Source organism: Streptomyces sp. NBC_01241, assembly GCF_041435435.1.
In the GTDB taxonomy this organism is placed as follows: domain Bacteria; phylum Actinomycetota; class Actinomycetes; order Streptomycetales; family Streptomycetaceae; genus Streptomyces.
In genome coordinates this window covers 6,018,215-6,039,109 of sequence record NZ_CP108494.1, presented here as the reverse complement: position 1 = coordinate 6,039,109, position 20,895 = coordinate 6,018,215, and the positions used below count along the sequence as shown (strand labels likewise).

Annotated in this window: 19 protein-coding genes and 1 riboswitch; of the genes, 10 read left to right on the top strand and 9 right to left on the bottom strand. The window is 69.2% G+C overall.

Annotated elements, in window-relative coordinates; genetic code table 11:
* Positions 1-28: 28 nt before the first annotated feature.
* The 5 genes from OG306_RS27170 to OG306_RS27150 form a co-directional block, all read right to left on the bottom strand.
* Positions 29-1,807 (bottom strand): ABC transporter substrate-binding protein, encoded by a 1,779-nt coding sequence (locus OG306_RS27170; RefSeq protein WP_266748738.1) that lies wholly within the window; start codon positions 1,805-1,807, stop codon positions 29-31.
* A gap of 95 nt (positions 1,808-1,902) precedes the next feature.
* Entirely contained in the window at positions 1,903-2,907 is a 1,005-nt protein-coding gene (locus OG306_RS27165; protein WP_266748737.1) for an ABC transporter permease, read from the bottom strand.
* A gap of 531 nt (positions 2,908-3,438) precedes the next feature.
* A complete protein-coding gene (locus tag OG306_RS27160; protein WP_266748736.1) occupies positions 3,439-4,212 on the bottom strand; it encodes an enhanced serine sensitivity protein SseB C-terminal domain-containing protein in 774 nt (257 codons plus the stop codon).
* Between the two features lie 175 nt (positions 4,213-4,387).
* Positions 4,388-5,158: an enhanced serine sensitivity protein SseB gene (locus OG306_RS27155; RefSeq protein ID WP_266748735.1), complete on the bottom strand. Its 771-nt coding sequence runs from the start codon at positions 5,156-5,158 to the stop codon at positions 4,388-4,390.
* 36 nt (positions 5,159-5,194) lie between these two features.
* On the bottom strand, positions 5,195-5,896 hold the full coding sequence (locus OG306_RS27150) for an AAA family ATPase (protein ID WP_371665685.1): 702 nt from the start codon (positions 5,894-5,896) through the stop codon (positions 5,195-5,197).
* 160 nt (positions 5,897-6,056) lie between these two features.
* A riboswitch (glycine riboswitch) is annotated at positions 6,057-6,154 on the top strand.
* A 140-nt stretch (positions 6,155-6,294) separates the two neighbouring features.
* Between OG306_RS27150 and gcvT the strand changes: the two genes are divergently transcribed.
* The 4 genes from gcvT (at position 6,295) to OG306_RS27130 (ending at position 10,735) form a co-directional block, all read left to right on the top strand.
* On the top strand, positions 6,295-7,419 hold the full coding sequence (gene gcvT, locus OG306_RS27145; RefSeq protein ID WP_371665684.1) for a glycine cleavage system aminomethyltransferase GcvT: 1,125 nt from the start codon (positions 6,295-6,297) through the stop codon (positions 7,417-7,419).
* Positions 7,420-7,510: 91 nt separating this feature from the next.
* On the top strand, positions 7,511-7,888 hold the full coding sequence (gene gcvH / locus OG306_RS27140) for a glycine cleavage system protein GcvH (RefSeq protein WP_266748730.1): 378 nt from the start codon (positions 7,511-7,513) through the stop codon (positions 7,886-7,888).
* 18 nt (positions 7,889-7,906) lie between these two features.
* The gene (gene glyA / locus OG306_RS27135) at positions 7,907-9,163 is read left to right on the top strand and encodes a serine hydroxymethyltransferase (RefSeq protein WP_327258739.1); all 1,257 of its coding nucleotides are present in this window, start codon (positions 7,907-7,909) and stop codon (positions 9,161-9,163) included.
* Between the two features lie 189 nt (positions 9,164-9,352).
* Positions 9,353-10,735, top strand: a complete 1,383-nt coding sequence (locus OG306_RS27130) for an L-serine ammonia-lyase (RefSeq protein ID WP_371665683.1) — start codon at positions 9,353-9,355, stop codon at positions 10,733-10,735.
* A 45-nt stretch (positions 10,736-10,780) separates the two neighbouring features.
* On the opposite strand, the gene OG306_RS27125 is transcribed toward OG306_RS27130, so the two are convergent.
* Positions 10,781-11,821 (bottom strand): LacI family DNA-binding transcriptional regulator, encoded by a 1,041-nt coding sequence (locus OG306_RS27125; RefSeq protein ID WP_266748725.1) that lies wholly within the window; start codon positions 11,819-11,821, stop codon positions 10,781-10,783.
* Between the two features lie 179 nt (positions 11,822-12,000).
* Between OG306_RS27125 and OG306_RS27120 the strand changes: the two genes are divergently transcribed.
* From OG306_RS27120 to OG306_RS27095, 6 genes are all read left to right on the top strand, one after another.
* A complete protein-coding gene (locus OG306_RS27120) occupies positions 12,001-12,903 on the top strand; it encodes an ABC transporter substrate-binding protein (protein WP_266748723.1) in 903 nt (300 codons plus the stop codon).
* Positions 12,900-14,003, top strand: coding sequence for an amino acid ABC transporter permease (locus OG306_RS27115; protein ID WP_266748722.1), 1,104 nt, complete (start codon positions 12,900-12,902; stop codon positions 14,001-14,003). The genes OG306_RS27120 and OG306_RS27115 overlap by 4 nt, the downstream gene beginning before the upstream one ends.
* A gap of 1 nt (position 14,004) precedes the next feature.
* Positions 14,005-14,748 carry an amino acid ABC transporter ATP-binding protein gene (locus OG306_RS27110; RefSeq protein WP_266748720.1) on the top strand — a complete coding sequence of 248 codons (744 nt, stop codon included), beginning with the start codon at positions 14,005-14,007 and terminating at the stop codon, positions 14,746-14,748.
* Positions 14,745-15,488, top strand: a complete 744-nt coding sequence (locus OG306_RS27105; RefSeq protein ID WP_266748719.1) for a type 1 glutamine amidotransferase — start codon at positions 14,745-14,747, stop codon at positions 15,486-15,488. Before OG306_RS27110 ends, OG306_RS27105 begins: the two co-directional genes overlap by 4 nt.
* A gap of 557 nt (positions 15,489-16,045) precedes the next feature.
* The gene (locus OG306_RS27100) at positions 16,046-17,053 is read left to right on the top strand and encodes a terpene synthase family protein (protein WP_432762241.1); all 1,008 of its coding nucleotides are present in this window, start codon (positions 16,046-16,048) and stop codon (positions 17,051-17,053) included.
* Positions 17,054-17,255: 202 nt separating this feature from the next.
* Positions 17,256-17,894, top strand: coding sequence for a GNAT family N-acetyltransferase (locus OG306_RS27095; RefSeq protein WP_266748717.1), 639 nt, complete (start codon positions 17,256-17,258; stop codon positions 17,892-17,894).
* 12 nt (positions 17,895-17,906) lie between these two features.
* Here OG306_RS27095 and OG306_RS27090 read toward each other — a convergent pair whose 3' ends face one another.
* From OG306_RS27090 to OG306_RS27080, 3 genes are all read right to left on the bottom strand, one after another.
* Entirely contained in the window at positions 17,907-18,515 is a 609-nt protein-coding gene (locus OG306_RS27090; protein ID WP_266752468.1) for an ADP-ribosyltransferase, read from the bottom strand.
* A gap of 90 nt (positions 18,516-18,605) precedes the next feature.
* Positions 18,606-19,790 (bottom strand): YncE family protein, encoded by a 1,185-nt coding sequence (locus OG306_RS27085; protein ID WP_266748716.1) that lies wholly within the window; start codon positions 19,788-19,790, stop codon positions 18,606-18,608.
* Positions 19,790-20,614, bottom strand: coding sequence for a polysaccharide deacetylase family protein (locus tag OG306_RS27080; protein ID WP_266748714.1), 825 nt, complete (start codon positions 20,612-20,614; stop codon positions 19,790-19,792). Before OG306_RS27080 ends, OG306_RS27085 begins: the two co-directional genes overlap by 1 nt.
* Positions 20,615-20,895 lie beyond the last annotated feature (281 nt).

Sequence of the window (20,895 nt, the reverse complement as noted above, 5' to 3'; positions counted from 1 at the left end):
TGACTGCACATGCTGTTGACTACAGCGATTACTTGACGACGCCGAGCGAGACGTAGTCGTAACGGCCGTTGTAGGCGTCGGACATGTAGGCGTTCGTCAGTCGCTTACCGCGCCAGGTGATGTTCTTCTCGTAGATGAAGGGCATCCAGTCGGCCTGGTCCAGGATCCGCTTGTCGAGGCTCTTGTAGATCTCGCCGGCCTTGACCGGGTCGGTCTCCGCGATCGCGTCGTCGAAGATCTTGTCGATCTGCGGGTCCTTGAGCTGCGACTCGTTGTAGTTACCGGTCTCGGAGAGGAACCGGCTGTCCCACAGCGGCTGGCCGAAGCCCTGGCCGGACGGGAAGTCCGGGCCCCAGCCGCTCATCGTCATACCGTAGCCGCGCTTCTTCACGACGGACGGCGAACCGGTGATGCTGGACGCCTCGGCACCGTCGATCGGGTCGACCTCGATCTTGATGCCGACCTTGCCGAGCTGCTCCTGGAGCGCCTCGGCGGTGTCGACCTCGCCCGGGTTGTTGTTACGGGCGCTGAGCTTGGTGGTGAAGCCGGCGGGCTTACCGCATGCCTTCAGCTCTTCCTTGGCCTTCGCAGCGTCCGGCTTGCCCTTGCGGGCGAGGACGCCGTACGGGTCGTAGTCGCTGTGGCCCTTGATGGAGGCCGGCAGGGTGCTGTTGGCGATCGCGCCACCGGCGATCTCGCCACCGCGGGTCTGCTGCAGCGCCGCGAAGTCCGTGGCGTAGAAGACGGCCTTGCGGCAGTGGACGTCGTCCAGCGGCTTCGCCGTGTGGACGAGCGCGACGTAGCGGACGAAGGACGTCTGCATGTTGTCGACGCTGTCCTTGTGGTCCTGGACGGCGGTCACACGGCCGGACTGGGTCATGCCGGTGCCGTTGAGGTCGACGTCGTAGTCGCCCTCCATCAGCTTCTTGTCGTTCTCCTCCAGGTTGGCGGAGATCGTCACCGTGACCTTGTCCGGCAGCGCGGGACGCAGCGGGTCCGAGGACTTCTCCCACTTGTCGTTGCGGACGAGCACGATGCTCTTGCCCGGCTTGTACGTCTCGAACTTGTACGGGCCCGAGGAGAACGGCCGCTGGGTGTACTTCGCCTTGGTGTCCTCCGACGCCTTCACGGGCGAGCCGGACGGCATGGCGAGGAACTGCTCGAAGTCACCGTTGGGCTTGGGCAGCTTGAAGATGATGGTGTTGTCGTCGGGCGTCTCGATCGCCTTCAGACCGAGCTTGTCCGCGGACGTGTCCTTGTACGGGCCCTTGTACTCGTGCTTGGGGTCCAGCGTCTGCATCAGGTACTGCGGGCCACCGGTGATGGTGTCCGTCGCCCAGATGCGCTCGATGCCGTACTTGATGTCCTTGGAGGTCAGCTTGGAGCCGTCCTCCCAGGTGAGGCCGGACCGCAGCTTGTACGTGTACGTCTTGCCACCGTCCGTGATCTCACCGGGGCCGGTGGCGAGGTCGCCGACCAGCTTGGTGGAGGCGGCGCCCGGCTTGGTGTCGTACGTGACCAGCTGGCGGGTGTAGAAGCGCATGAAGTCCCAGGCCATGCCGTAGTAGGCACGCTGGGGGTCGGCGGAGTCGAGGTCCTGCTTGCCGACCATCTTCAGGGTTCCACCCGTTTTGGTGGACGCGTTGGCGACCTTGTTGAACGCCGCGTTGAAGCCGGCGCCCTTCGCCTTGCTGTCGCTGCTGCCGCCGCCGTCGTCGCCGCCGCCGCACGCCGTGGTGGTCATCAGCGCCGCGACCACGAGGGCCGCACCAGCGGTGAGCCGTCGTTTCGAGGTAACTGTGGACATTTTCTCGTAACCTCCGAGATCGCGGTCCCAGGCCATTGCTTGCCGGAGAACCATGGGAAGAGCCACCTGACAGTGCAGCAGGGGCAAGTCGTGGGCTATCGGGTCCCCTTGGGGTCCAGGGCGTCGCGCAGCCCGTCCCCGAAGAGGTTGAAGGCCAGTACGGTGATGAAGATCGTCACGCCGGGGAAGACCATGAACATCGGGTCGTGCTCGTACGTCTCCAGGGCATCCCGCAGCATGCCGCCCCAGGAGGCCGTGGGCGGCCGGACACCGGCGCCGAGGAAGCTGAGGGCCGCTTCGGTGAGGATGTTGGTGGGGATCATGAGCGTCGCGTAGACGGTGATCGGCGCCACCAGGTTCGGCAGCAGCTCGCGGAAGAGGATGTGCCCGCGCCCGCCGCCGAGGCTGCGCGCCGCCTCCACGTACTCGCGCTCGCGCAGCGAGAGCGTCTGGCCCCGGACGATGCGTCCCACGTACGGCCAGCCGAAGAAGCCGATGACGGCGACGAGTACGGCGATGCGCACCCCGCTGCCGGTGAGGCCGAGCAGATCGTCGGGGAGGACGGAGACGAGGGAGATGATGAACAGGAGCTGCGGGAACGACAGCAGCACGTCCATGACCCGGCTGATCACTGCGTCGACCCAGCCGCCGAAGTAACCGGCGATGATCCCGAAGAGCGTGCCGAGCGCCACCGCGACCAGGGCCGCGAGGAACGCCACGAGCAGCGAGATCCGGGCGCCGTAGACGATCCGGCTGAAGACGTCGCGCCCCTTGTTGGGCTCGACGCCGAAGAGGAAGTCGCCGCTCACACCACCGAGGGAACCGGTGGGGAGATTGGTCAGCGGGTCGAGCTTGTCCTGGTGGAAGTCGTTCGGCGGGTGCCCCAGCAGCCCCACGATGAAGGGCGCGAAGATCGCCACCACGATCAGGACGAGGACAACGATGCCACCCGTCAGCGCGACCTTGTCCTGCTTCAGTCGGTTCCAGGCGATCTGCTTGAGAGACCGTCCCTCGACCTTCTTCACCCCGGAGTCGGCTGCGGGACCACCGGTCGCGATCGGGTCCGCTTCCGTGGTCGGCTCATGCAGTGGTGCCGTCATCGTGGCAAGGACCCCTCTCAACCGGCGGTGGCCGGGCCGAACTGGCCGCTGTGGCGGCACGGATCAGTCAGTCGTACACGGAGGCGGCAGGACGCCCTTGCTGCGGGAGTCTTCATTGCTGTTGCGCGCGGTAGCCATACCGTCAGGCGAATGGATGCCTAACCGTGATGCGGTCAGGGGTGTTCCGTTATCCGGACGGATGTGAACGCCCGCCGAACACAGGTCAGTTGAGGCGGAAGGGGGGCACGCGCGTAGATTCACGCCGCTTTCGTCATCAGACATCCCCATCACGGAGATCTCGGACATGGGGGCGGGAAACCTCGCAGAGAGTTCCGCGAGGCACACACGGGACGAGGACGTACGGAAGGGCCGGGAACGCGGGCCGGGATTCAGGGAGTTGGTGCCGTATACGTACGTTACGTTCCAGCCATCAGGGACCATACGCATGCATTCCCGGCGCGCCCGACACCTACACCTGCCGTTCCGGGTGCGCCGGGGTGCCCCGGTACGTACACAGGACCGCCGGCAGGCTCAGTACGCGCCCTGCGGCGGCGGGTAGCCGTAGCCGGCCGCCGGGGCGTGCGCCTCGCGGTCGTAGAACGGGCGGGTGTTGGCGCGCAGCCACATCGCGACCGGGTCGTACTCGTCGGACATCGCGACCGTGGAGACGGGCAGCCCGTCCGGGACCGCGCCGATCGACTGCTGCATCATCGCGCGCACGGCATCGACCGAGGACTGGCCCATGTCGTAGAGATCGAGGCCGATGGCGAGATACGGGACCCCGAGCGCGGGCTGCACCCAGGCGCGGCGCAGCGAGCGGATCGCGGGGGTGTGGTGGGCGTTCTGCGTGAGCAGGGCGTAGAACTGCGGGATCTCGATGGCCGGCTCGGTGAGCCGGAGCGGGCCCGCGGGCATCCGGTCGAGGCCGGTGGCGATCCGGCGCAGGTCCAGCCAGGGGATGCCGACGCCGCCGCCCGGGGCGTGCGGGTTGAGCCAGATGCCCCAGCGGTCGGGGAAGAGGGCGCGGGCGATGTCGCGGCCGGTGACGAGCTCATGGGCCCGGTTCCAGCCGCTGGCGGAGAGCTCCTGGGCGGAGGTCACACAGGGGGCGTAGCCGAGGCCGTCGACCTCCATGTTCCCGTACTGGGCGTCGGGCGAGCCCGCCTGACCGTGCCAGAGGAGCATCCAGATCCGGTCGTTCGCGAGGGCCTGCAGCAGTGCCTCGTACGCGTCATAGCGCCCGGGCGTCACTTGGCGCAGCATGTGCTCGACCTGCCCGGCCGCCGCGGTGCCTGACGCACTCACCTGGTCCCGCCCCCTCTTCGATCCTCTGTGCCACTGTGTCGGCCCGCCGCTCCCGGGGCACACAGGTGCGGCATGATGCCGTGGCACCAGCCATCAAACCAGCTTATGCGCCGGTCCTGACACCGACTTGACGCCATGGGCCGACGCGGCAATCGACTCCGCAGCCGTCGGCGTGCTACTGGGTCTCGCGCCGGTAGAACGGCCGGACCTTCTCCCGCATCCAGTCCCCGACCGGGTCCTGCGCCACATCGAGCAGGACCAGATTGACCGGCCAGGGCACCTCGACGCGGCCGAGTGCACGGCCGAGGGCGTCCATGGGGGCATTGCGCCCGGCGCCCTCCCAGGTGGAGAACTCCACGCCTATGAAGAGGACGGGCTCGCCCCCCTCGACGCTGGCCAGTGTCCGGCGCGCGGTGAGCACGACACCGCTCTCCTCGAATTCACCGGCCGCCGCGGCGAGGAAGTCGACGGGCTCCTCCTTCCAGTCCGGCTCGTACAGCCGGACCCGGCCGCCGCCGGCCGGTCCGTCCAGCAGGCTGCGTCCGGCGCGGCAGAGCTCGGCCACGGCGGGCGGCGGCAACGGCATCCCGACGGCACCGCCCGGGTTCACCGCGATGCCGAGCTGCGGGGGCAGTCCGCGGGCGAAATCGCGGGCGGGCGCGACGGCGAAGGACATGGCGGTGCCGACACAGCTGAGGAACTGTTGTTCGGAGCTGAATACGGGGACGTACGCGGCACCCTCGATCTCCAGCGTCGGCAGGTCCAGGTCGGCGGAGTCGGGTCCGCCGCCGCCCGGCAACGGCACCCAGACCTGGCTGCGCCCGAGCACCTCGACGAGCCGTCCGCCCGCCTCCGGGCTGCCCACCGAGGCCATCAGCACCTCTTCGAGCTCATTGGCGGGCCATCCGCTCTGCGGATGGGACTGGCCCTGTGCCGGAATGTCCACTGCTTCCCCTTCTTCCCCGAGCCTTCCGGCAGAAGGTTAACGTCCGGCTCCCGGGCCCTGTACGTCCGCGAACGCGATCCGGGCCAGCAGCCCGGCCGCCTCCCGGTCCAGCAGCACCGCCGAGGCGCACCCGGGCGGCAGCAGGCCGGTCTCGGCGCCCCGCAACAGCCTCCCCACCGCCCTGCGGTGCCGGGCGAAGGCGTATCCGGAGACGCCGCGGCCGCGTTCGCGCTGGCCGTCCCTCGCCGTTTGCGGTGCCACGTCGAGCAGGACGAGGTGCAGGACGCGGCCCCGGCGCCGCGCGGCACGGGCCAGCCAGCCACGTACCCACGTCTGGGTTCCGCAGTCGTGGACGACGACGGACTCGCCGGAGCGCAGCACCCGCCACAGCCCCCAGTAGTGGGCGGCGCGGACGAGGGGCCGGTACAGGGCGTACGGCAATAACCCGGGCACGAGTTCCGCCCAGCGGTCCCGGGTGTCCTGGGAGTCGATGGCGTGGGCCGTCGTCACCGTCCGCCGGATGAGCGTGGATTTGCCGCTGCCGGGCAGCCCGGACACCACCACCACGTCGCCCGCCGCGAAGTGCAGGCTGCGCGGGCCGCGCCCGCCCCGCTCCCGCAGGTCCCGCACGACGGGCGCGTGCGGACCGCGCGCTTCCGTGACAGGTGCCGCCCCTGGCTGTGCGGACATCGCTCCGTGCGCGCCCCCCGCGGTCGTCGCGTACCGCTGCAACGTCATCGCCCCTCCCCCTTGTCGGGTCACCCCACGCATGCCCCTGAAGTGTAAAGAAAAGGTAATGCGGCACAACCGTCCACGCCGTTGATTCCCGCGAGGGACCGGGGATCCACTCCGGCGCGACGCGTGCGATGATGACCGGGCCAACTGCATAAAGGCCGCTTGAATCCGCGCGGGAGAGCTCCGGTCACTGCATGTGCCGGGCGCCGAAGGAGCAAGTTCCTCCCTTGAATCTCTCAGGCCCCGTACCGCGTGGATGAGGCAGATCTGAAAAGCGGGCCGCTCCGCGGCTCCACCCAAGGTGCAAGCCGAACCCCTCATGGGGCTCTCGGCGAACCTCTCAGGTTCCGATGACAGATGGGGAGGGATCGTCCTGTCGTCATGCCCTGGGAGCCACATCCATGAGCACCGCCCCCCGTCTTACTGCCCTCGATGCCCTGCACCGTTCGCTGGGCGCGACCATGACCGACTTCGCGGGCTGGGACATGCCCCTGCGGTACGGCAGCGAGCGCGACGAGCACAACGCGGTCCGCACCAGGGCCGGTCTCTTCGACCTGTCGCACATGGGCGAGATCACCGTCACCGGCCCCGAGGCCGCGGCCTTCCTGAACTTCGCGCTGGTCGGCAACATCGCCACCGTCGCCATGGGCCGCGCCCGCTACACGATGATCTGCGCCGAGGACGGCGGCATCCTGGACGACCTGATCGTCTACCGGCTGGGCGAGACCGAGGCCCCCGAATATCTGGTGGTCGCCAACGCCGGCAACGCCCAGATCGTGCTGGACGCGCTGACCGCGCGGGCCGGCGGTTTCGACACCGAGGTGCGCGACGACCGCGACGCGTACGCGCTGCTCGCCGTCCAGGGCCCCGAGTCCGCCGCCATCCTGGCCGCCGTCACCGACGCCGACCTGGACGGCCTGAAGTACTACGCCGGCCTGCCCGGCACCGTCGCCGGTGTCCCCGCGCTGATCGCCCGTACCGGCTACACCGGCGAGGACGGCTTCGAGCTGTTCGTCGCCCCCGAGCACGCCGAACAGCTGTGGAAGGCCCTCACCGAGGCGGGCGCCTCCCGCGGCCTGATCCCGTGCGGGCTGTCCTGCCGCGACACGCTGCGCCTGGAGGCGGGCATGCCGCTCTACGGGCACGAGCTGAACACCGGGCTGACCCCGTTCGACGCCGGTCTCGGCCGGGTCGTGAAGTTCGAGAAGGAGGGCGACTTCGTCGGCCGCGAAGCCCTCCGGGCCGCCGCCGAGCGCGCCGAGACCGCCCCGCCCCGCAAGCTGGTCGGCCTGATCGCCGAGGGCCGCCGCGTACCGCGCGCCGGTTTTTCCGTGGTCGCCGGGGGCGAGGTCGTCGGCGAGGTCACCTCGGGCGCCCCGTCGCCCACCCTGGGCAAGCCGATCGCCATGGCGTACGTGGACGCCGCGCACGCCACGCCCGGCACCGCGGGCGTCGGAGTGGACATCCGGGGCAGCCACGAGCCGTACGAGGTCGTGGCGCTGCCGTTCTACAAGCGTCAGAAGTGACGTCCGCGCACCTCGGAAGTGACGTAGTCCCGTCTCACACCGTAAGACCACCGTTCATCAGCACTCCCCCGCGTACAGGAGAATTCAGGTCATGAGCAACCCCCAGCAGCTGCGGTACAGCAAGGAACACGAGTGGCTGTCGGCCGTCGAGGACGGTGTGGCCACGATCGGTATCACCGAATTCGCCGCCAACGCGCTCGGCGATGTCGTCTACGCCCAGCTCCCCGAGGTCGGTGACACGGTGACCGCGGGCGAGACCTGCGGCGAGCTGGAGTCGACCAAGTCGGTGAGCGACCTGTACTCGCCGGTGACCGGTGAGGTCACCGCCGCGAACCAGGACGTCGTGGACGACCCGTCGCTGGTGAACTCCGCTCCGTTCGAAGGCGGCTGGCTGTTCAAGGTACGCGTCGCGGAGGAGCCGAAGGACTTGCTCTCCGCCGACGAGTACACCGAGTTCTCCGGCAACTGAGACCCAAGGGACCACCTGATGTCGCTTCTCAACTCCTCCCTCCACGAGCTGGACCCGGACGTCGCCGCCGCTGTCGACGCCGAGCTCCACCGTCAGCAGTCCACCCTCGAAATGATCGCCTCGGAGAACTTCGCTCCGGTCGCGGTCATGGAGGCCCAGGGCTCCGTCCTCACCAACAAGTACGCGGAGGGCTACCCCGGCCGCCGCTACTACGGTGGCTGTGAGCACGTCGACGTCGTCGAGCAGATCGCCATCGACCGCATCAAGGCGCTGTTCGGCGCCGAGGCCGCGAACGTCCAGCCGCACTCCGGTGCGCAGGCCAACGCCGCCGCGATGTTCGCGCTGCTGAAGCCGGGCGACACGATCATGGGCCTGAGCCTGGCCCACGGCGGTCACCTGACCCACGGCATGAAGATCAACTTCTCCGGCAAGCTCTACAACGTGGTCCCGTACCACGTCGACGAGACCGGCGTCGTGGACATGGCCGAGGTCGAGCGCCTGGCCAAGGAGTCCAAGCCGCAGCTGATCATCGCCGGCTGGTCCGCGTACCCCCGTCAGCTGGACTTCGCCGCCTTCCGCCGCATCGCGGACGAGGTCGGCGCGTACCTGATGGTCGACATGGCGCACTTCGCGGGCCTGGTGGCCGCGGGTCTGCACCCCAACCCGGTGCCGCACGCCCATGTCGTCACGACCACCACGCACAAGACCCTCGGCGGTCCGCGCGGTGGCGTCATCCTGTCGACCCAGGAGCTGGCCAAGAAGATCAACTCGGCGGTCTTCCCGGGTCAGCAGGGTGGTCCGCTGGAGCACGTGATCGCGGCCAAGGCGGTCTCGTTCAAGATCGCGGCGAGCGAGGAGTTCAAGGAGCGTCAGCAGCGCACCCTGGACGGCGCCCGCATCCTCGCCGAGCGCCTGGTCCAGCCGGACGTCACCGAGGTCGGTGTCTCCGTACTGTCCGGCGGTACGGACGTCCACCTGGTCCTCGTCGACCTGCGCAACTCCGAACTGGACGGCCAGCAGGCCGAGGACCGGCTGCACGAGCTGGGCATCACGGTCAACCGGAACGCCATCCCGAACGACCCGCGACCGCCGATGGTCACCTCGGGTCTGCGGATCGGTACGCCGGCCCTGGCCACCCGCGGTTTCCAGGCCGAGGACTTCACCGAGGTCGCGGACATCATCGCGTCGGCCCTCAAGCCGTCCTACGACGCGGACGCCCTGAAGGCCCGTGTCGTCGCGCTGGCCGAGAAGTTCCCGCTGTACCCCGGCCTGTAGTAGTCCGGAACGAGGGTCGTCCCCGGAGTAATACGGGACACACTTCGTCATCTTTCGGGCGGGGCACCACGCACACTGGGCAGTGAGCGCGGTGCCCCATCCCTTGCCCCGCTGTTCTTCGGGCCGACCGGTCCGTACCGCACCACCCGGCAGACAACGACGTCTACCAACCCTTATGAGGAGTCACCCGTGGCCATCTCGGTCTTCGACCTGTTCTCGATCGGCATCGGCCCGTCCAGCTCCCATACGGTCGGCCCGATGCGCGCCGCCCGCATGTTCGCGCGCCGGCTCAAGAACGAGGGCCTGATCGCCCACACCGTCTCCATACGCGCGGAGCTGTACGGCTCCCTCGGTGCGACCGGTCACGGCCACGGCACCCCCAAGGCGGTCCTGCTCGGCCTGGAGGGCGAGTCGCCCCGTACGGTCGACGTGGAGTCCGCCGACGACCGGGTGGAACGCATCCGTACCACCGGCCGGATCAATCTGCTCGGCATGCACGAGATCGACTTCGACGCCGACGAGCAGCTGGTCCTGCACCGCCGCAAGGCTCTCCCGTACCACGCCAACGGCATGACGATCTTCGCCTTCGATCATGTGGGCGCCACGCTGCTGGAGAAGACCTACTACTCCGTCGGCGGCGGCTTCGTGGTCGACGAGGACGCTGTGGGAGAGGACCGGATCGTCCTCGACGACACCGTGCTGAAGCATCCCTTCCGCACCGGCGACGAACTGCTGCGGCTCGCGAAGGACACCGGACTGTCGATCTCCTCGCTGATGCTCGAGAACGAGCGCGCCTGGCGCACCGAGGACGAGATCCGCTCGGGTCTGCTGGACATCTGGCGCGTCATGCAGGCCTGCGTCTCGCGCGGCATGTCCCGCGAGGGCATCCTGCCCGGCGGCCTCAAGGTCCGCCGTCGCGCCGCGAACACCGCCCGTCAGCTGCGCGCCGAGGGCGACCCGCAGACCCACGCGATGGAGTGGATCACCCTCTACGCGATGGCGGTCAACGAGGAGAACGCGGCGGGCGGCCGGGTCGTCACCGCCCCCACCAACGGCGCCGCGGGCATCATCCCGGCCGTGCTGCACTACTACATGAACTTCGCGGCCGGCGGCGCCACCGAGGCGGAGAAGGAGGACAGCGTGGTCCGCTTCCTCCTCGCCGCCGGAGCCATCGGCATGCTCTTCAAGGAGAACGCCTCCATCTCCGGCGCCGAGGTCGGCTGCCAGGGCGAGGTCGGCTCCGCCTGCTCGATGGCCGCGGGCGCCCTCGCCGAGGTCCTCGGCGGCACCCCCGAGCAGGTCGAGAACGCCGCCGAGATCGGCATGGAGCACAACCTCGGCCTGACCTGCGACCCGGTCGGCGGTCTCGTCCAGATCCCGTGCATCGAGCGCAACGGCATGGCCGCGGTCAAGGCCGTCACCGCGGCGAAGATGGCGCTGCGCGGCGACGGCAGCCACAAGGTCTCCCTGGACAAGGTCATCAAGACCATGAAGGAGACGGGCGCGGACATGAGCGTGAAGTACAAGGAGACGGCCCGGGGCGGTCTCGCGGTGAACATCATCGAGTGCTGAGCGAACTGGCCCTGACCTGCTCAGGCCGTGACGGACCGACGCCGCTCAGCCGCGGCGCGTGGAGCCGCGTACCACCACGGTGCACGGCACCACCACCTTGCGCGGGGCCTTCCCGTCGAGCACATCGATGAGCATCGCGACGGACTCGGCGCCCAGGCGCCGAGCGTCCAGGCTCAGTGCGGTCAGCGGCACCTCCCAGTCCCCGGTGCCCCCGGACTGATCCCCCTCGCGCATGACGCTGACCAACAGATCGCCGGGGATGTCGAGCCCCAGCCGCCGCGCCGCGATCACCAAGGCCTGACCGTAGGTCTCGTTGAGGCCATGCACCGCGTCCGGGCGTCCGGGGCGTGACAGCAGTCGCAGCGCTGCCTCCACCGCGTCTTCCGAGGCTATTGGGGTCTCGACGACCGCCGGCTGTCCGGCCGCGGCGCACCACTGGCGATAGAGGTGCTCGGAATCCTGCGTGTACGCATCGGGTTCGGGTCCCGAGAGCAGACCGACCCGGGTGGCGCCGGCGTCCCGCAGATGGCCGAGGACCTCCGCCATTCCGCGCTCCAAGTCGCTCTCCACGGTGGGCACGTCCTCGTAACCCGGGTCGATGGGGCGGCCGTCGGTGACCACCGGCAGCCCGCGGCGCGCGCAGTCGGCGAGCAGCGGGTCCTCCTGCACCGGGTCGACGATGATCAGGCCGTCCATGGGGACCCGGGCCCAGAGCCCCGAGGCCGGGTTGCCCGGGACGACGACAAGCGCGTAGTCGCGCTCGACCGCAGCCATGGTGGCGCCGGCCGAGAACGCCGCGTAGTACGGGCGGTACGTGCTGGCCCACGGGCGGTCCGACATATGGCCGACAGCCAGCCCGACGATGCCGGTACGCCCGGACACCAGTCCCTGGGCGACGGGGTCGGGGCGGTAGCCGAGCTCCTCGGCGACGGCACGCACCCGCTCACGGGTGGCCGCGGCGATCTGACCCTTGCCGCTGAGGGCGTGGGACACGGTGGTGATGGACAGTCCGGTGGCACGCGCCACATCACGGATTCCGATGCGACGGCCCGCCGCCCCGGCCTGTGTCGATTTCCGGCTGGTCATGGATCGGTCGCCCCTCCGTGTCGTCCGCCGTGCGGCGTCAAGCGTGCCAGAGACCAGTCTGCTCCCGCTCCTCAACCCAAAACGTTTTTGTTTCGATGGGCTTGGGGGGCTTGACGGACCTAAAACGTTTTGGGCACTGTAGCGCATCACCGATTCCCGGCATTTTCCCTAGGAGCTCCATGCGCAGCCTCCGTATGTCTGTCGTGCCCGCACTCGCTGCCGTGATGCTGGCATCCCTCACCGCCTGTGACAGTTCCGCGGCCGGCGGAGGCGACTCCACCACCCACACAACCGACTCCAAGGGGTCCCGCGTCTACGGCAAGTGCACAGCGACCGGTTCCCGCGGCTCGATCCACCTCAAGACGGTCGAGAAGGACACCCTCACCGTCGTCGGTGACCTCCCCAGCCCCGGCTGGTGGAACGGCGACACCGTGCGGCAGATCGCAGACGGCTACGAGTACTGCATGGCCGCAAATCTCGCCTACCGGGCCGGCCTGTCCAAGCTCACCGTGCGCAACGTGTCCTTCGACGCGCTCGTCGCGGGCAAGGCCCAGGACTTCGACATGGCGCTGGCCGAAATCTCCATCACGGACGCCCGCCGCAAGGTGGTGGACTTCTCCGCCCCGTACTTCGCCTCCAACATCGGTGTCCTGGTGACATCGGGGTCCAAGGTCACCGAGGAGAACATCTCGGGCATGCGGCTCGGTGTGAAGCAGGGCACCACCGGGGCCGACTTCGTCCGCGACCGCCTCCGCCCGAAGGACCGGCCGAAGGTCTTCGCGGGCGACGTCGAGCTGCAAGCCGCCCTCCAGGCAGGCCAGATCGACGCCGCGCTCACCGACGTCGCCATCGTGCTCGGCAAGGCCCAGGAGTCCAAGGGCAAGCTCCAGGTGATCGGCCAGTACAACACCGGCGAGTCCTACGGAGCGCTCTACCCCAAGGGCAGCAAGAACTCCTCCGCCCTCGACGGGGCCATCGAGGCAATGAAGAAGGACGGCACGCTCGACAAGCTCTCTTCCGTCCATCTGGCCAAGGCCTTCGGCGGAGACCCCTCCGTGATCCCCACGTGGAGCGCCAAGTGACTGCCGATTCCCATCTGTTGACGACCGCGCGGCCCGAGCCGCAGGCGCCCACCCCTCCTCGGCGGGCCCTGCCGCTCGCGATCGCCGCGACGGCGGGCGTCCTGGTCACCGTGGCGCTCATCGCGGTGACTGCCCTGTCCGTGAACGATGCCCTGCGCGACTCCGGCCTGCTGGTGGTCGTCGGCGCCGTCCTGGTGGCCGCCGCCGCGCTCACGCAACTGAGGCCCGCGCTACGGGCAGTGCGTTCGAGCCGTACAGCCGCCGCGGCCTGGGCCGAGGACCGGCGGGCCGACGCCCGGCGGGCCGCGTCCGAGGCACGCGAGGACGCCTGGACCGCACTGGGCTGGTGCCTGACCGTGCTCGTGCTGCTCGGCGCGGTCTGGTTCCTGTTCGCCAACGACCGTGCCGTACAGCACACCTTCTTCGACGGCGAAGTGATCGGGATCAGTGTCTCGGAGATCGTCTCTGCCTTCGGCACCAATCTCTTCATCGCCGTCGTCGCCCAGGTCCTGATCCTCGTCTGGGGACTGGCGCTCGCCCTCGCCCGGATGGCGCCGGGCCGGGCCGGCCGCCCTCTGCGGCTGCTCGCCACCACATACATCGACGGCTTCCGCGCCGTACCGGCGATCATCATCATCTATCTGATCGGTTTCGGGCTGCCGCTCGCCGGGGTGCCGTTCCTCAGCTCGCTCAGCCCGGTCTGGTTCGCGATCCTCGCTCTCACTCTCACCTACGGTGCGTACGTCGCCGAGGTGTTCCGGGCCGGCATCGAGTCCATCGCGCCCGGTCAGAGCGCCGCCGCCCGTTCACTCGGCCTCTCACAGAGCGCCACGATGCGTGATGTGGTGCTGCCGCAGGCCACCCGCCGCGTCCTGCCGCCGCTGCTCAATGACTTCATCAGCCTGCAGAAGGACACGGCGCTGGTGAATGTCATCGGCACCATCGACGCCTTCAACCAATCGAAGATCTTCGCGTCCAACCACTTCAACCTCTCCTCGGTGACTGTGGTCGCGGCGCTCTTCATCCTCATCACCATCCCGCAGGCCCGGCTGGTCGACCGGCTGGTGGCCCGTGAGCAGCGCCGCGGCAAGGGAGCCTGACATGGCCTTCATCGAGATCGACGCGGTGCACAAGAGTTACGGGGAGACCCCCGTACTCCGAGGCATCGACCTGAATGTGGAACAGCACCAGGTGGTGACCCTGATAGGCGCCTCCGGCAGCGGCAAGTCCACTCTGCTGCGATGCATCAACGGCCTTGAGGGGATCAGCGCGGGGCAGATCCGGGTCGGCGGCGATGTCGCCTCCGGGCGCGGCACCGATGTGGATCGGCTGCGCCGCGATGTCGGCATGGTCTTCCAGCACTTCAATCTCTTCCCGCACATGAGCGTGGTGCGCAACGTTGCCCTCGCGCCGATGCGGGTGGGCGGGGTGGAACGGGCCGAGGCCGAGGAGAAGGCGCGCATCCTGCTCAAGCGGGTCGGCCTCGCCGACAAGGCCGACAGCATGCCCGACCAGCTCTCCGGCGGGCAGCAGCAGCGGGTGGCCATCGTGCGCGCTCTGGCCACCGGCCCGCGCGCCCTGCTGCTCGACGAGATCACCTCGGCCCTCGACCCCGAACTCGTCGCCGAAGTGCTGGCCATCGTCCGAGAACTGGCCGAAGACGGCATGACCATGCTGCTGGCCACCCACGAAATGGGCTTTGCCCGGGAGGTGTCGAACAAGGTGTGCTTCCTGCATCAGGGCGTACTGCTGGAGGAAGGGCCGCCGCAGCAGATATTCGGCGACCCGCAACAGGAACGCACCCGTGCCTTCCTGCGCCGCATCGTCGAGGCGGGGCGACTGTGAGTGGCGCGCGGGTGCTCGTTGTCGAGCACGAGGACGGTACGGGCCCGGCTCAGGTCGGTGAACGCCTCGCCGGGCTGGAGCTGGCGATCGACTTGCGCCGCCCCTGGGCGGGTGACGCGCTGCCTCGGACCCTGGACGGCCACGACGCGCTGCTGGTCCTCGGCGGATCCATGGGTCCGTACGACGAGGAGCAGGCGCCCTGGCTGCCGGCGGTGCGGGAACTGCTGCGGCAGGCCGTGGACCGGGACCTCCCCACCCTGGGGATCTGCCTGGGTATGGAACTGCTCACGGTAGCCTGCGGCGGCGAGGTCCGGCACGCCGCACGACCCGAAGTCGGCCTCTGTGACCTGGCACCGCTTCAAGAGGCCGCCGGAGACCGGTTGTTCGGCTTCCTCGCGAACCCGGGCATGCGGTTGTGCGCGGTGCAGTGGCACTGGGAAGAGACCGGCACCCTGCCCGAGGGCGCCGTTCCGCTGCTCGCCAGTGAGCGCTGCGCCCACCAGGCGTATCGCATCGGCACAGCTGTCTGGGGCGTGCAGTTCCACCCCGAGGTGCTGGCCGACGACATCTCCACCTGGGGGACGTCGGACGTCGGTCCGCTGCACGCCCTCGGTCTCGACCCCGCCGTCGTCGTCGCCGAGGTAGCCCAGGAAGAGACACGCCTGCGTACGCTCTGGGGCGGCTTCGCCGAGCAGTGGGGCCGCATCGTGGCCGACCACCACACCGCCGCCCGCCGCTGACCTCGGCCGGTCACTTCGCCGGGCACCCACCGGGCGGAACGCGCGGTTCGGCGGCGCGTACGTCGGGCTCCGGGCGGCGGTGGGCCGGCGGCGCCGGTCCGCGAGCGTGCCGGCACCGAGCTCCCGCTCACCATCCCTCTCGACCGGGTCGGCAACATCGGCATCATCGGCCCCCGCGAGGACGGCCTGCGCGTCGCGCGGCGCCGACGACGCGGTCGGCCTGAGATATTCACTCGTTCCTGACGATCACACAATTTCGGCCACAAGCGACCTCCCTCCCTCGCCCACAGGCGGTTGACTGGGGGTCACGCATGGTGATGCCGCCGTCCTGAGCCAAGGGCGATTGCCACCGCGGGCCCGCGAGCCCGGCCCGATGCCCCGATGCCCGGCAGAGGAGAGTGAGCAGGGGTGACCGTGTTACCTCGTACGGTTCCCCTTCGGCCGACGTCGGGCGGAAACGGGCGGCGCGTCCCCTTGTGTGTAACGGCGCCGACGCGTGAATTCGATCAGATCCCCGTTCGTATCGTTCATCCGCATCGTCTCGACGAGGGGCACCAATGAGCCAGATCGCGCTGCCAGAGTTTCATATGCCGTTCCAGAGCGCCGGATGCAATCCGGGCATCGAGGAGACCAGGAAGGCCGCCTGGGACTGGGCCGAATCCAATGGTCTCGCGCTCTCCCCCATGGCGCGGAAGAAGATGATCCGGACCCGGCCCGAACTCTGGATATCCCTCATATTTCCCGCTGCTTCGCAGCAGCATCTCGATCTCTTCTGCCAGTGGCTCTTCTGGGCCTTCCTCGTCGACGACGAGTTCGACGACGGACCCGCCGGACGCGATCCCCGCATGTGCGAGGCGGCGATCGAACGGCTGGTGGCAGTGCTCGACGGCGAACAGCCGCGCGGCGCCATGGAGGACGCGCTCGTGGGTCTGCGAGCCCGGACGTACCGGGACCGCTCGCCGCGCTGGATCCGGCAGTTCCGGCGGGACACGGTCGCCTGGCTGTGGACGTACTACGCCGAGGCCGTGGAGCGGGCCGCCGGGCAGGTGCCGACCAGGGCCGAATTCGTGAAGCACCGCCGGGAATCGGTGGCCATGCAGCCCTTCCTGGATCTGCATGAGATCACCGCCGGAATCGACCTCCCGGAATCGGCCCGCAGCCTTCCCGCGTACATCGCTCTGCGCAACGCCGTCACCGATCACTCGGGGCTCTGCAACGATATCTGCTCCTTCGAGAAGGAGGCACTGCTCGGTTACGAGCACAATGCGGTACGGCTCATTCAGCGCGACCACGGATTCACCCTCCAGGAGGCCGTCGAGGAGGCCGGGGCACAGCTCGCGGATATAGCGGAACGGGTGCAACGCGCCGAGAAGGAACTGATCGAGGAGATTGAGGCGGCCGGGATCCACGGCCGTACCCGGGCCGCACTGGAGCGATGCGTGCAGGACTACCGCGGGCTGGTGCGGGGCGACTTCGACTACCACGCCCGCGCGGAGCGCTACACCCGCCCCGATCTGGTGGAGGTCGACGAACGGGACTCGCTGTCACGGTACTTCGCCGCCTGACAGATCGCCCCGGCAGGTCGTCTTGACCGGCCGCCCGTGAGCCACACCACTGCCTGATCAGAGCCTGGCCAGTGTCAGTTTCCGACTGACGGGGGTCGGACTAACGGGCGGGACGGCTGGCGGTCGCGGCGGCCGGTCGCCGATCATGGGTGGGGGTCCGTCGTCCGGCGGGCCCACGGTCCGGACCGGGGACGGGACACCGATGGATGACGCACTGGCACGGATCCTGACGGCCGCCGCGCACGGAAGGTTTCCCCCGCCGGACGGGGCAACGACCGTGGTGGGGCAGCCCAATGTCCGGGACGCGGGGGTGCTGGCGTTCACCGCGCACTCGGTGGTGTTCACCGACGAGGATCCCGACCGGGTGCGGGCCCTGCTGGCCGCCACCCCCGGCGACGCGCTCGCCGCGACGATGAATCCGTACTTCCTGGGCGCGCTGCTGGCCCGGAGCGGCCGGCACATGAACACCATCGATCTGCTGACGGTCGCGGACGCGCTGCCGGGCGAGCCGGAGATCGCGCTGCGGGAGATCGAGGACCCGGAGCATCCCCGGGTGGCGCGGGCGATGAAGTACCGCGACGAGGTGCGGGTCTGGTCCGCCGCCGGCGGAGTGGTGATCCTGGGCCGGGGAGTCGCGGGACGCTGGGAGACGGCGATCGAGGTGGTCGAGGAGGCGCGCGGCCGGCGGCTGGGCGAACGGCTGGCGCGGGCAGCCCGGCATCTGGTGCCGGACTCGGTGGTGTGGGCCCAGCAGTCGCCGGGGAACGCCCGCAGTGTGCGGACGTTCCAGGCGGCGGGCTACCGGCCGGTGGGCTCGGAGGCCCTGTTCGTCGCGGGTTGAGGGTTCAACGGATCAGCTGCGCCACGGCTTGTAGTGCGGGTTGTCGACGCACTTGTTCATGATCTCGGTCTTGGTCGCCTGGTCGATGGGGCACGCCCCGACGATGAACGTGCGGTTGACGCCGCCGGGGAAGGCGACCTCCACCTGGTCGGCGTACTTGTGGGTGTCACCGATCGTCTTGTTCACGTCGATGCCGCCGGGAGCGTCGATGTAGTAGTTGAACTCGCTCTTCCAGCGCTTGTACAGGTCGTGGTCGTACGTGGTGGAGACGAACGGCGAGGGCTGGTTGACCAGGACGTACTTCTCCAGGTCGTACTGGCCGTAGACGATGTCCCTGGCGTGGAAGCCTTCGTCGAAGACGGTCTGCGGGCCCCGGCCGTCCGCCCGGTAGAGCTGACGGCAGTTGTCCCGCCAGGAGGGGCGCGGGGTGATCCGGCGGATGTCCACCGGGTCTGCGGCGGCGAAGAGATGGTCGGCGACGACCGGGCAGCCACCGGGTTTGAACGCGACGGCCGCGGGAACGGCGGCGGGGGCGGCCTCGGTGGCGGCGGCCGGGACGAGTACGGCGGAGATGGCGATAACGGCGACTGCGGCCCGACGCCGCAGACGAGAAGTGATCATCATGACGGTCACTGTCTCGGCAGTGCGGCGCCGGGCCGTGGAGCACCACCCGAAGGCGAGCGTGTCAGGCGGAGTGTTGACGCCGCGCTGTCAGCGGAAGACGCCGGTGTGGCCGAGCGAGTAGCGGCCCGGTTGCGGGTACACGGCGAGTCCGTGCGGGCCGCTGCCCACCGGGATGCGGGCGAGCTGCTTGCCGGTGGTGGTGTCGATCGCGTACACCACGGAGTTGTAACGCCCGCTCAGCCAGAGGACCTTGCCGTCCGACGAGACTCCGCCCATGTCGGGGCTGCCGCCACCCGGCAGGCGCCACTTCTTCACCAGCTCGCGCCGGCCGAAGTCGAAGACCGAGATGGAGCCCTCGCCCCGGTTGGAGACGTACATCTCCTTGGAGTCGCGGCTGACGTAGAGGCCGTGGGCGCCCTTGCCGGTGCGCAGCAGCTTCGGGGTGGTGAACTTCTTGGCGTCCAGCACCCACACCCCGTTCGCGATCATGTCCGCGATGTAGAAGGTGCTGCCGTCGGGTGACAGTTTCACGTCCTGCGGCATCGCGCCCTTGACGGGTAGCTTCTGCTGGCCGACGACCTTCATCTTCGCCGTGTCGACCTTGAGGAGTTCGCCGGAGAACTCGCAGGAGACGATGAAGTACCGGCCGTCCGTGGAGAAGTCGGCGTGGTTGACGCCCCCGCAGCTGACCGGGACGGCCTTGGCCGTCTTCATGGTGTGGGCGTCGCGGAAGACCAGTTCGCGGTCCTTCGAGGCCATCACCACGGCGTACTTGCCGTCCGGGGTGAAGTAGAGGTTGTACGGGTCGGAGACGGGCAGCGTGCGGCCCACCTTCCCGGTGGCGGGATCGATGGCCGTGAGGCTGTTGCCGATGTCGTTGTTGACCCAGAGGGTCTTCAGGTCCCAGGACGGGACGACGTGCTGCGGCTGGCGGCCGACCTTGATGGTCCGGATGACCTTGTACGTGGCCGGGTCGATCACCGACACGGTGTCGGAGTTGGTGTTGGGGACGTAGACGCGGGACGGGAAGTCCTTGACGGCCGGGGAGAGCTTCCCCGGCCGGTCGGCCGCGTAGACGTCGTTGGCGTCGAGCACCGGTGGCATGCCGGGCAGGCCCGGCGGTGTGACGCGTTCGGCATCGACGGGCGGCGTGGCGGCTTCGCTGCCGACGGCCTTGACGGTCCCCTTCTCTGCGGGGGTGCCACAGCCGGTGAGTACGGCGATGAGGACGCCCCCGAGCAGGGCCGCGGTGTGCTTGGTGGAGGGAGGCATCAGGTCAGCAGCTCCGTGGTCGTCACCGCGCGCAGTTGGCGGCGGTCGATTTCGGTGAGGAGGAGAGGCAGGGCGGCGACCGTGTCCGCGTAGCCGAAATGCAGGCTCACCACCGATCCGTTGCGGATCTCCCCGGCCACCTTGCGGGTGACGGCCGCGGCGCCGGGAGAGGTGAAGTCGAGGGAGTCCACGTCGTACGAGAGGACGTGCGGGTAGCCCGCCCGGGCGGCGAGCCGCTGGACGAGCGGGGTGGCGTACCGGGTGCGCGAGGGCCGGAACCAGGTGCCGATGGAGCCGGTGAGCCGGCGCAGCCGCTGGGCGCAGCCGGTGATCTCTGCGTATGCCTCGGCCTCGCCCATCGCGGAGATGTCGAGGTGGCGCTGGGTGTGGTTGCCGAGGTCGTGGCCGCCGTCGAGGATGCGGCGGGCCATCTCGGGGTGTTCGTCGAGCCAGCTGCCGACAGCGAGGACGGTGATCCGGGCGTGGGCCCGTTCGGCCTCGGCGAGTACGGTCCGGGCGATGGCGGGGTCGCCCTGGCCGTGGAAGGTGAGGGCGACGCGGGCGCGGTCGCGGGGGCCGTGGTCGATCTGGGCCGGCTGCCCGGGAAAGCGGCGCGGGGCCGGCGCGGGGTGCGGGGCCGGGTGCCCGGTGGTCGCGGTCGCGGGGGTGTTCTTCGGGCTCGCCGCGGCCGTGCGGGTCCCGGCCGACGCACCGGCGGCGTCGCCGCGGTCCGCGCATCCGGCGGTCAGGGCGCCGGTGAGGGCGGCCCCTGCTCCCGCGCGCAGGGCGCTGCGGCGGTGCACCGGTGGGTCGGAGGCGTTCATACGCAGAACAATAGGGGTGAAGTGTTCCGAAAATCACATTTAAGACTTATAGGGGGAGCGACCGAATCACTCGACGAATCCCGTAAATATTCATGGATTTCCAGGCAAGTGACCCATCACACCTGCGATTCACCCGGAAAATGATCCAGATTTTCCGTGAATGCCCCATTTGCACCTTTGGCGGAGAGGTCGCCCGTCTGCCATAGTCGGTGACACGACCGCATGACCCGAGCTCGGTCGTCACAAGCGGCCGTGAACACCCCCCCATTTCACGGCCCCCA

What these genes read in the sequence shown, in the direction of transcription:
- OG306_RS27120 (WP_266748723.1), top strand. Translation starts at nt 12,001, where the DNA reads ATGCGCAGCCTCCGTATGTCTGTCGTGCCCGCACTCGCTGCCGTGATG.
- OG306_RS27125 (WP_266748725.1), bottom strand. Translation starts at nt 11,821, where the DNA reads ATGACCAGCCGGAAATCGACACAGGCCGGGGCGGCGGGCCGTCGCATC.
- gcvT (WP_371665684.1), top strand. Translation starts at nt 6,295, where the DNA reads ATGAGCACCGCCCCCCGTCTTACTGCCCTCGATGCCCTGCACCGTTCG.
- OG306_RS27150 (WP_371665685.1), bottom strand. Translation starts at nt 5,896, where the DNA reads ATGACGTTGCAGCGGTACGCGACGACCGCGGGGGGCGCGCACGGAGCG.
- OG306_RS27170 (WP_266748738.1), bottom strand. Translation starts at nt 1,807, where the DNA reads ATGTCCACAGTTACCTCGAAACGACGGCTCACCGCTGGTGCGGCCCTC.
- gcvH (WP_266748730.1), top strand. Translation starts at nt 7,511, where the DNA reads ATGAGCAACCCCCAGCAGCTGCGGTACAGCAAGGAACACGAGTGGCTG.
- OG306_RS27085 (WP_266748716.1), bottom strand. Translation starts at nt 19,790, where the DNA reads ATGCCTCCCTCCACCAAGCACACCGCGGCCCTGCTCGGGGGCGTCCTC.
- OG306_RS27100 (WP_432762241.1), top strand. Translation starts at nt 16,046, where the DNA reads ATGAGCCAGATCGCGCTGCCAGAGTTTCATATGCCGTTCCAGAGCGCC.
- OG306_RS27110 (WP_266748720.1), top strand. Translation starts at nt 14,005, where the DNA reads ATGGCCTTCATCGAGATCGACGCGGTGCACAAGAGTTACGGGGAGACC.
- OG306_RS27165 (WP_266748737.1), bottom strand. Translation starts at nt 2,907, where the DNA reads ATGACGGCACCACTGCATGAGCCGACCACGGAAGCGGACCCGATCGCG.
- OG306_RS27090 (WP_266752468.1), bottom strand. Translation starts at nt 18,515, where the DNA reads ATGATCACTTCTCGTCTGCGGCGTCGGGCCGCAGTCGCCGTTATCGCC.
- glyA (WP_327258739.1), top strand. Translation starts at nt 7,907, where the DNA reads ATGTCGCTTCTCAACTCCTCCCTCCACGAGCTGGACCCGGACGTCGCC.
- OG306_RS27095 (WP_266748717.1), top strand. Translation starts at nt 17,256, where the DNA reads ATGGATGACGCACTGGCACGGATCCTGACGGCCGCCGCGCACGGAAGG.
- OG306_RS27080 (WP_266748714.1), bottom strand. Translation starts at nt 20,614, where the DNA reads ATGAACGCCTCCGACCCACCGGTGCACCGCCGCAGCGCCCTGCGCGCG.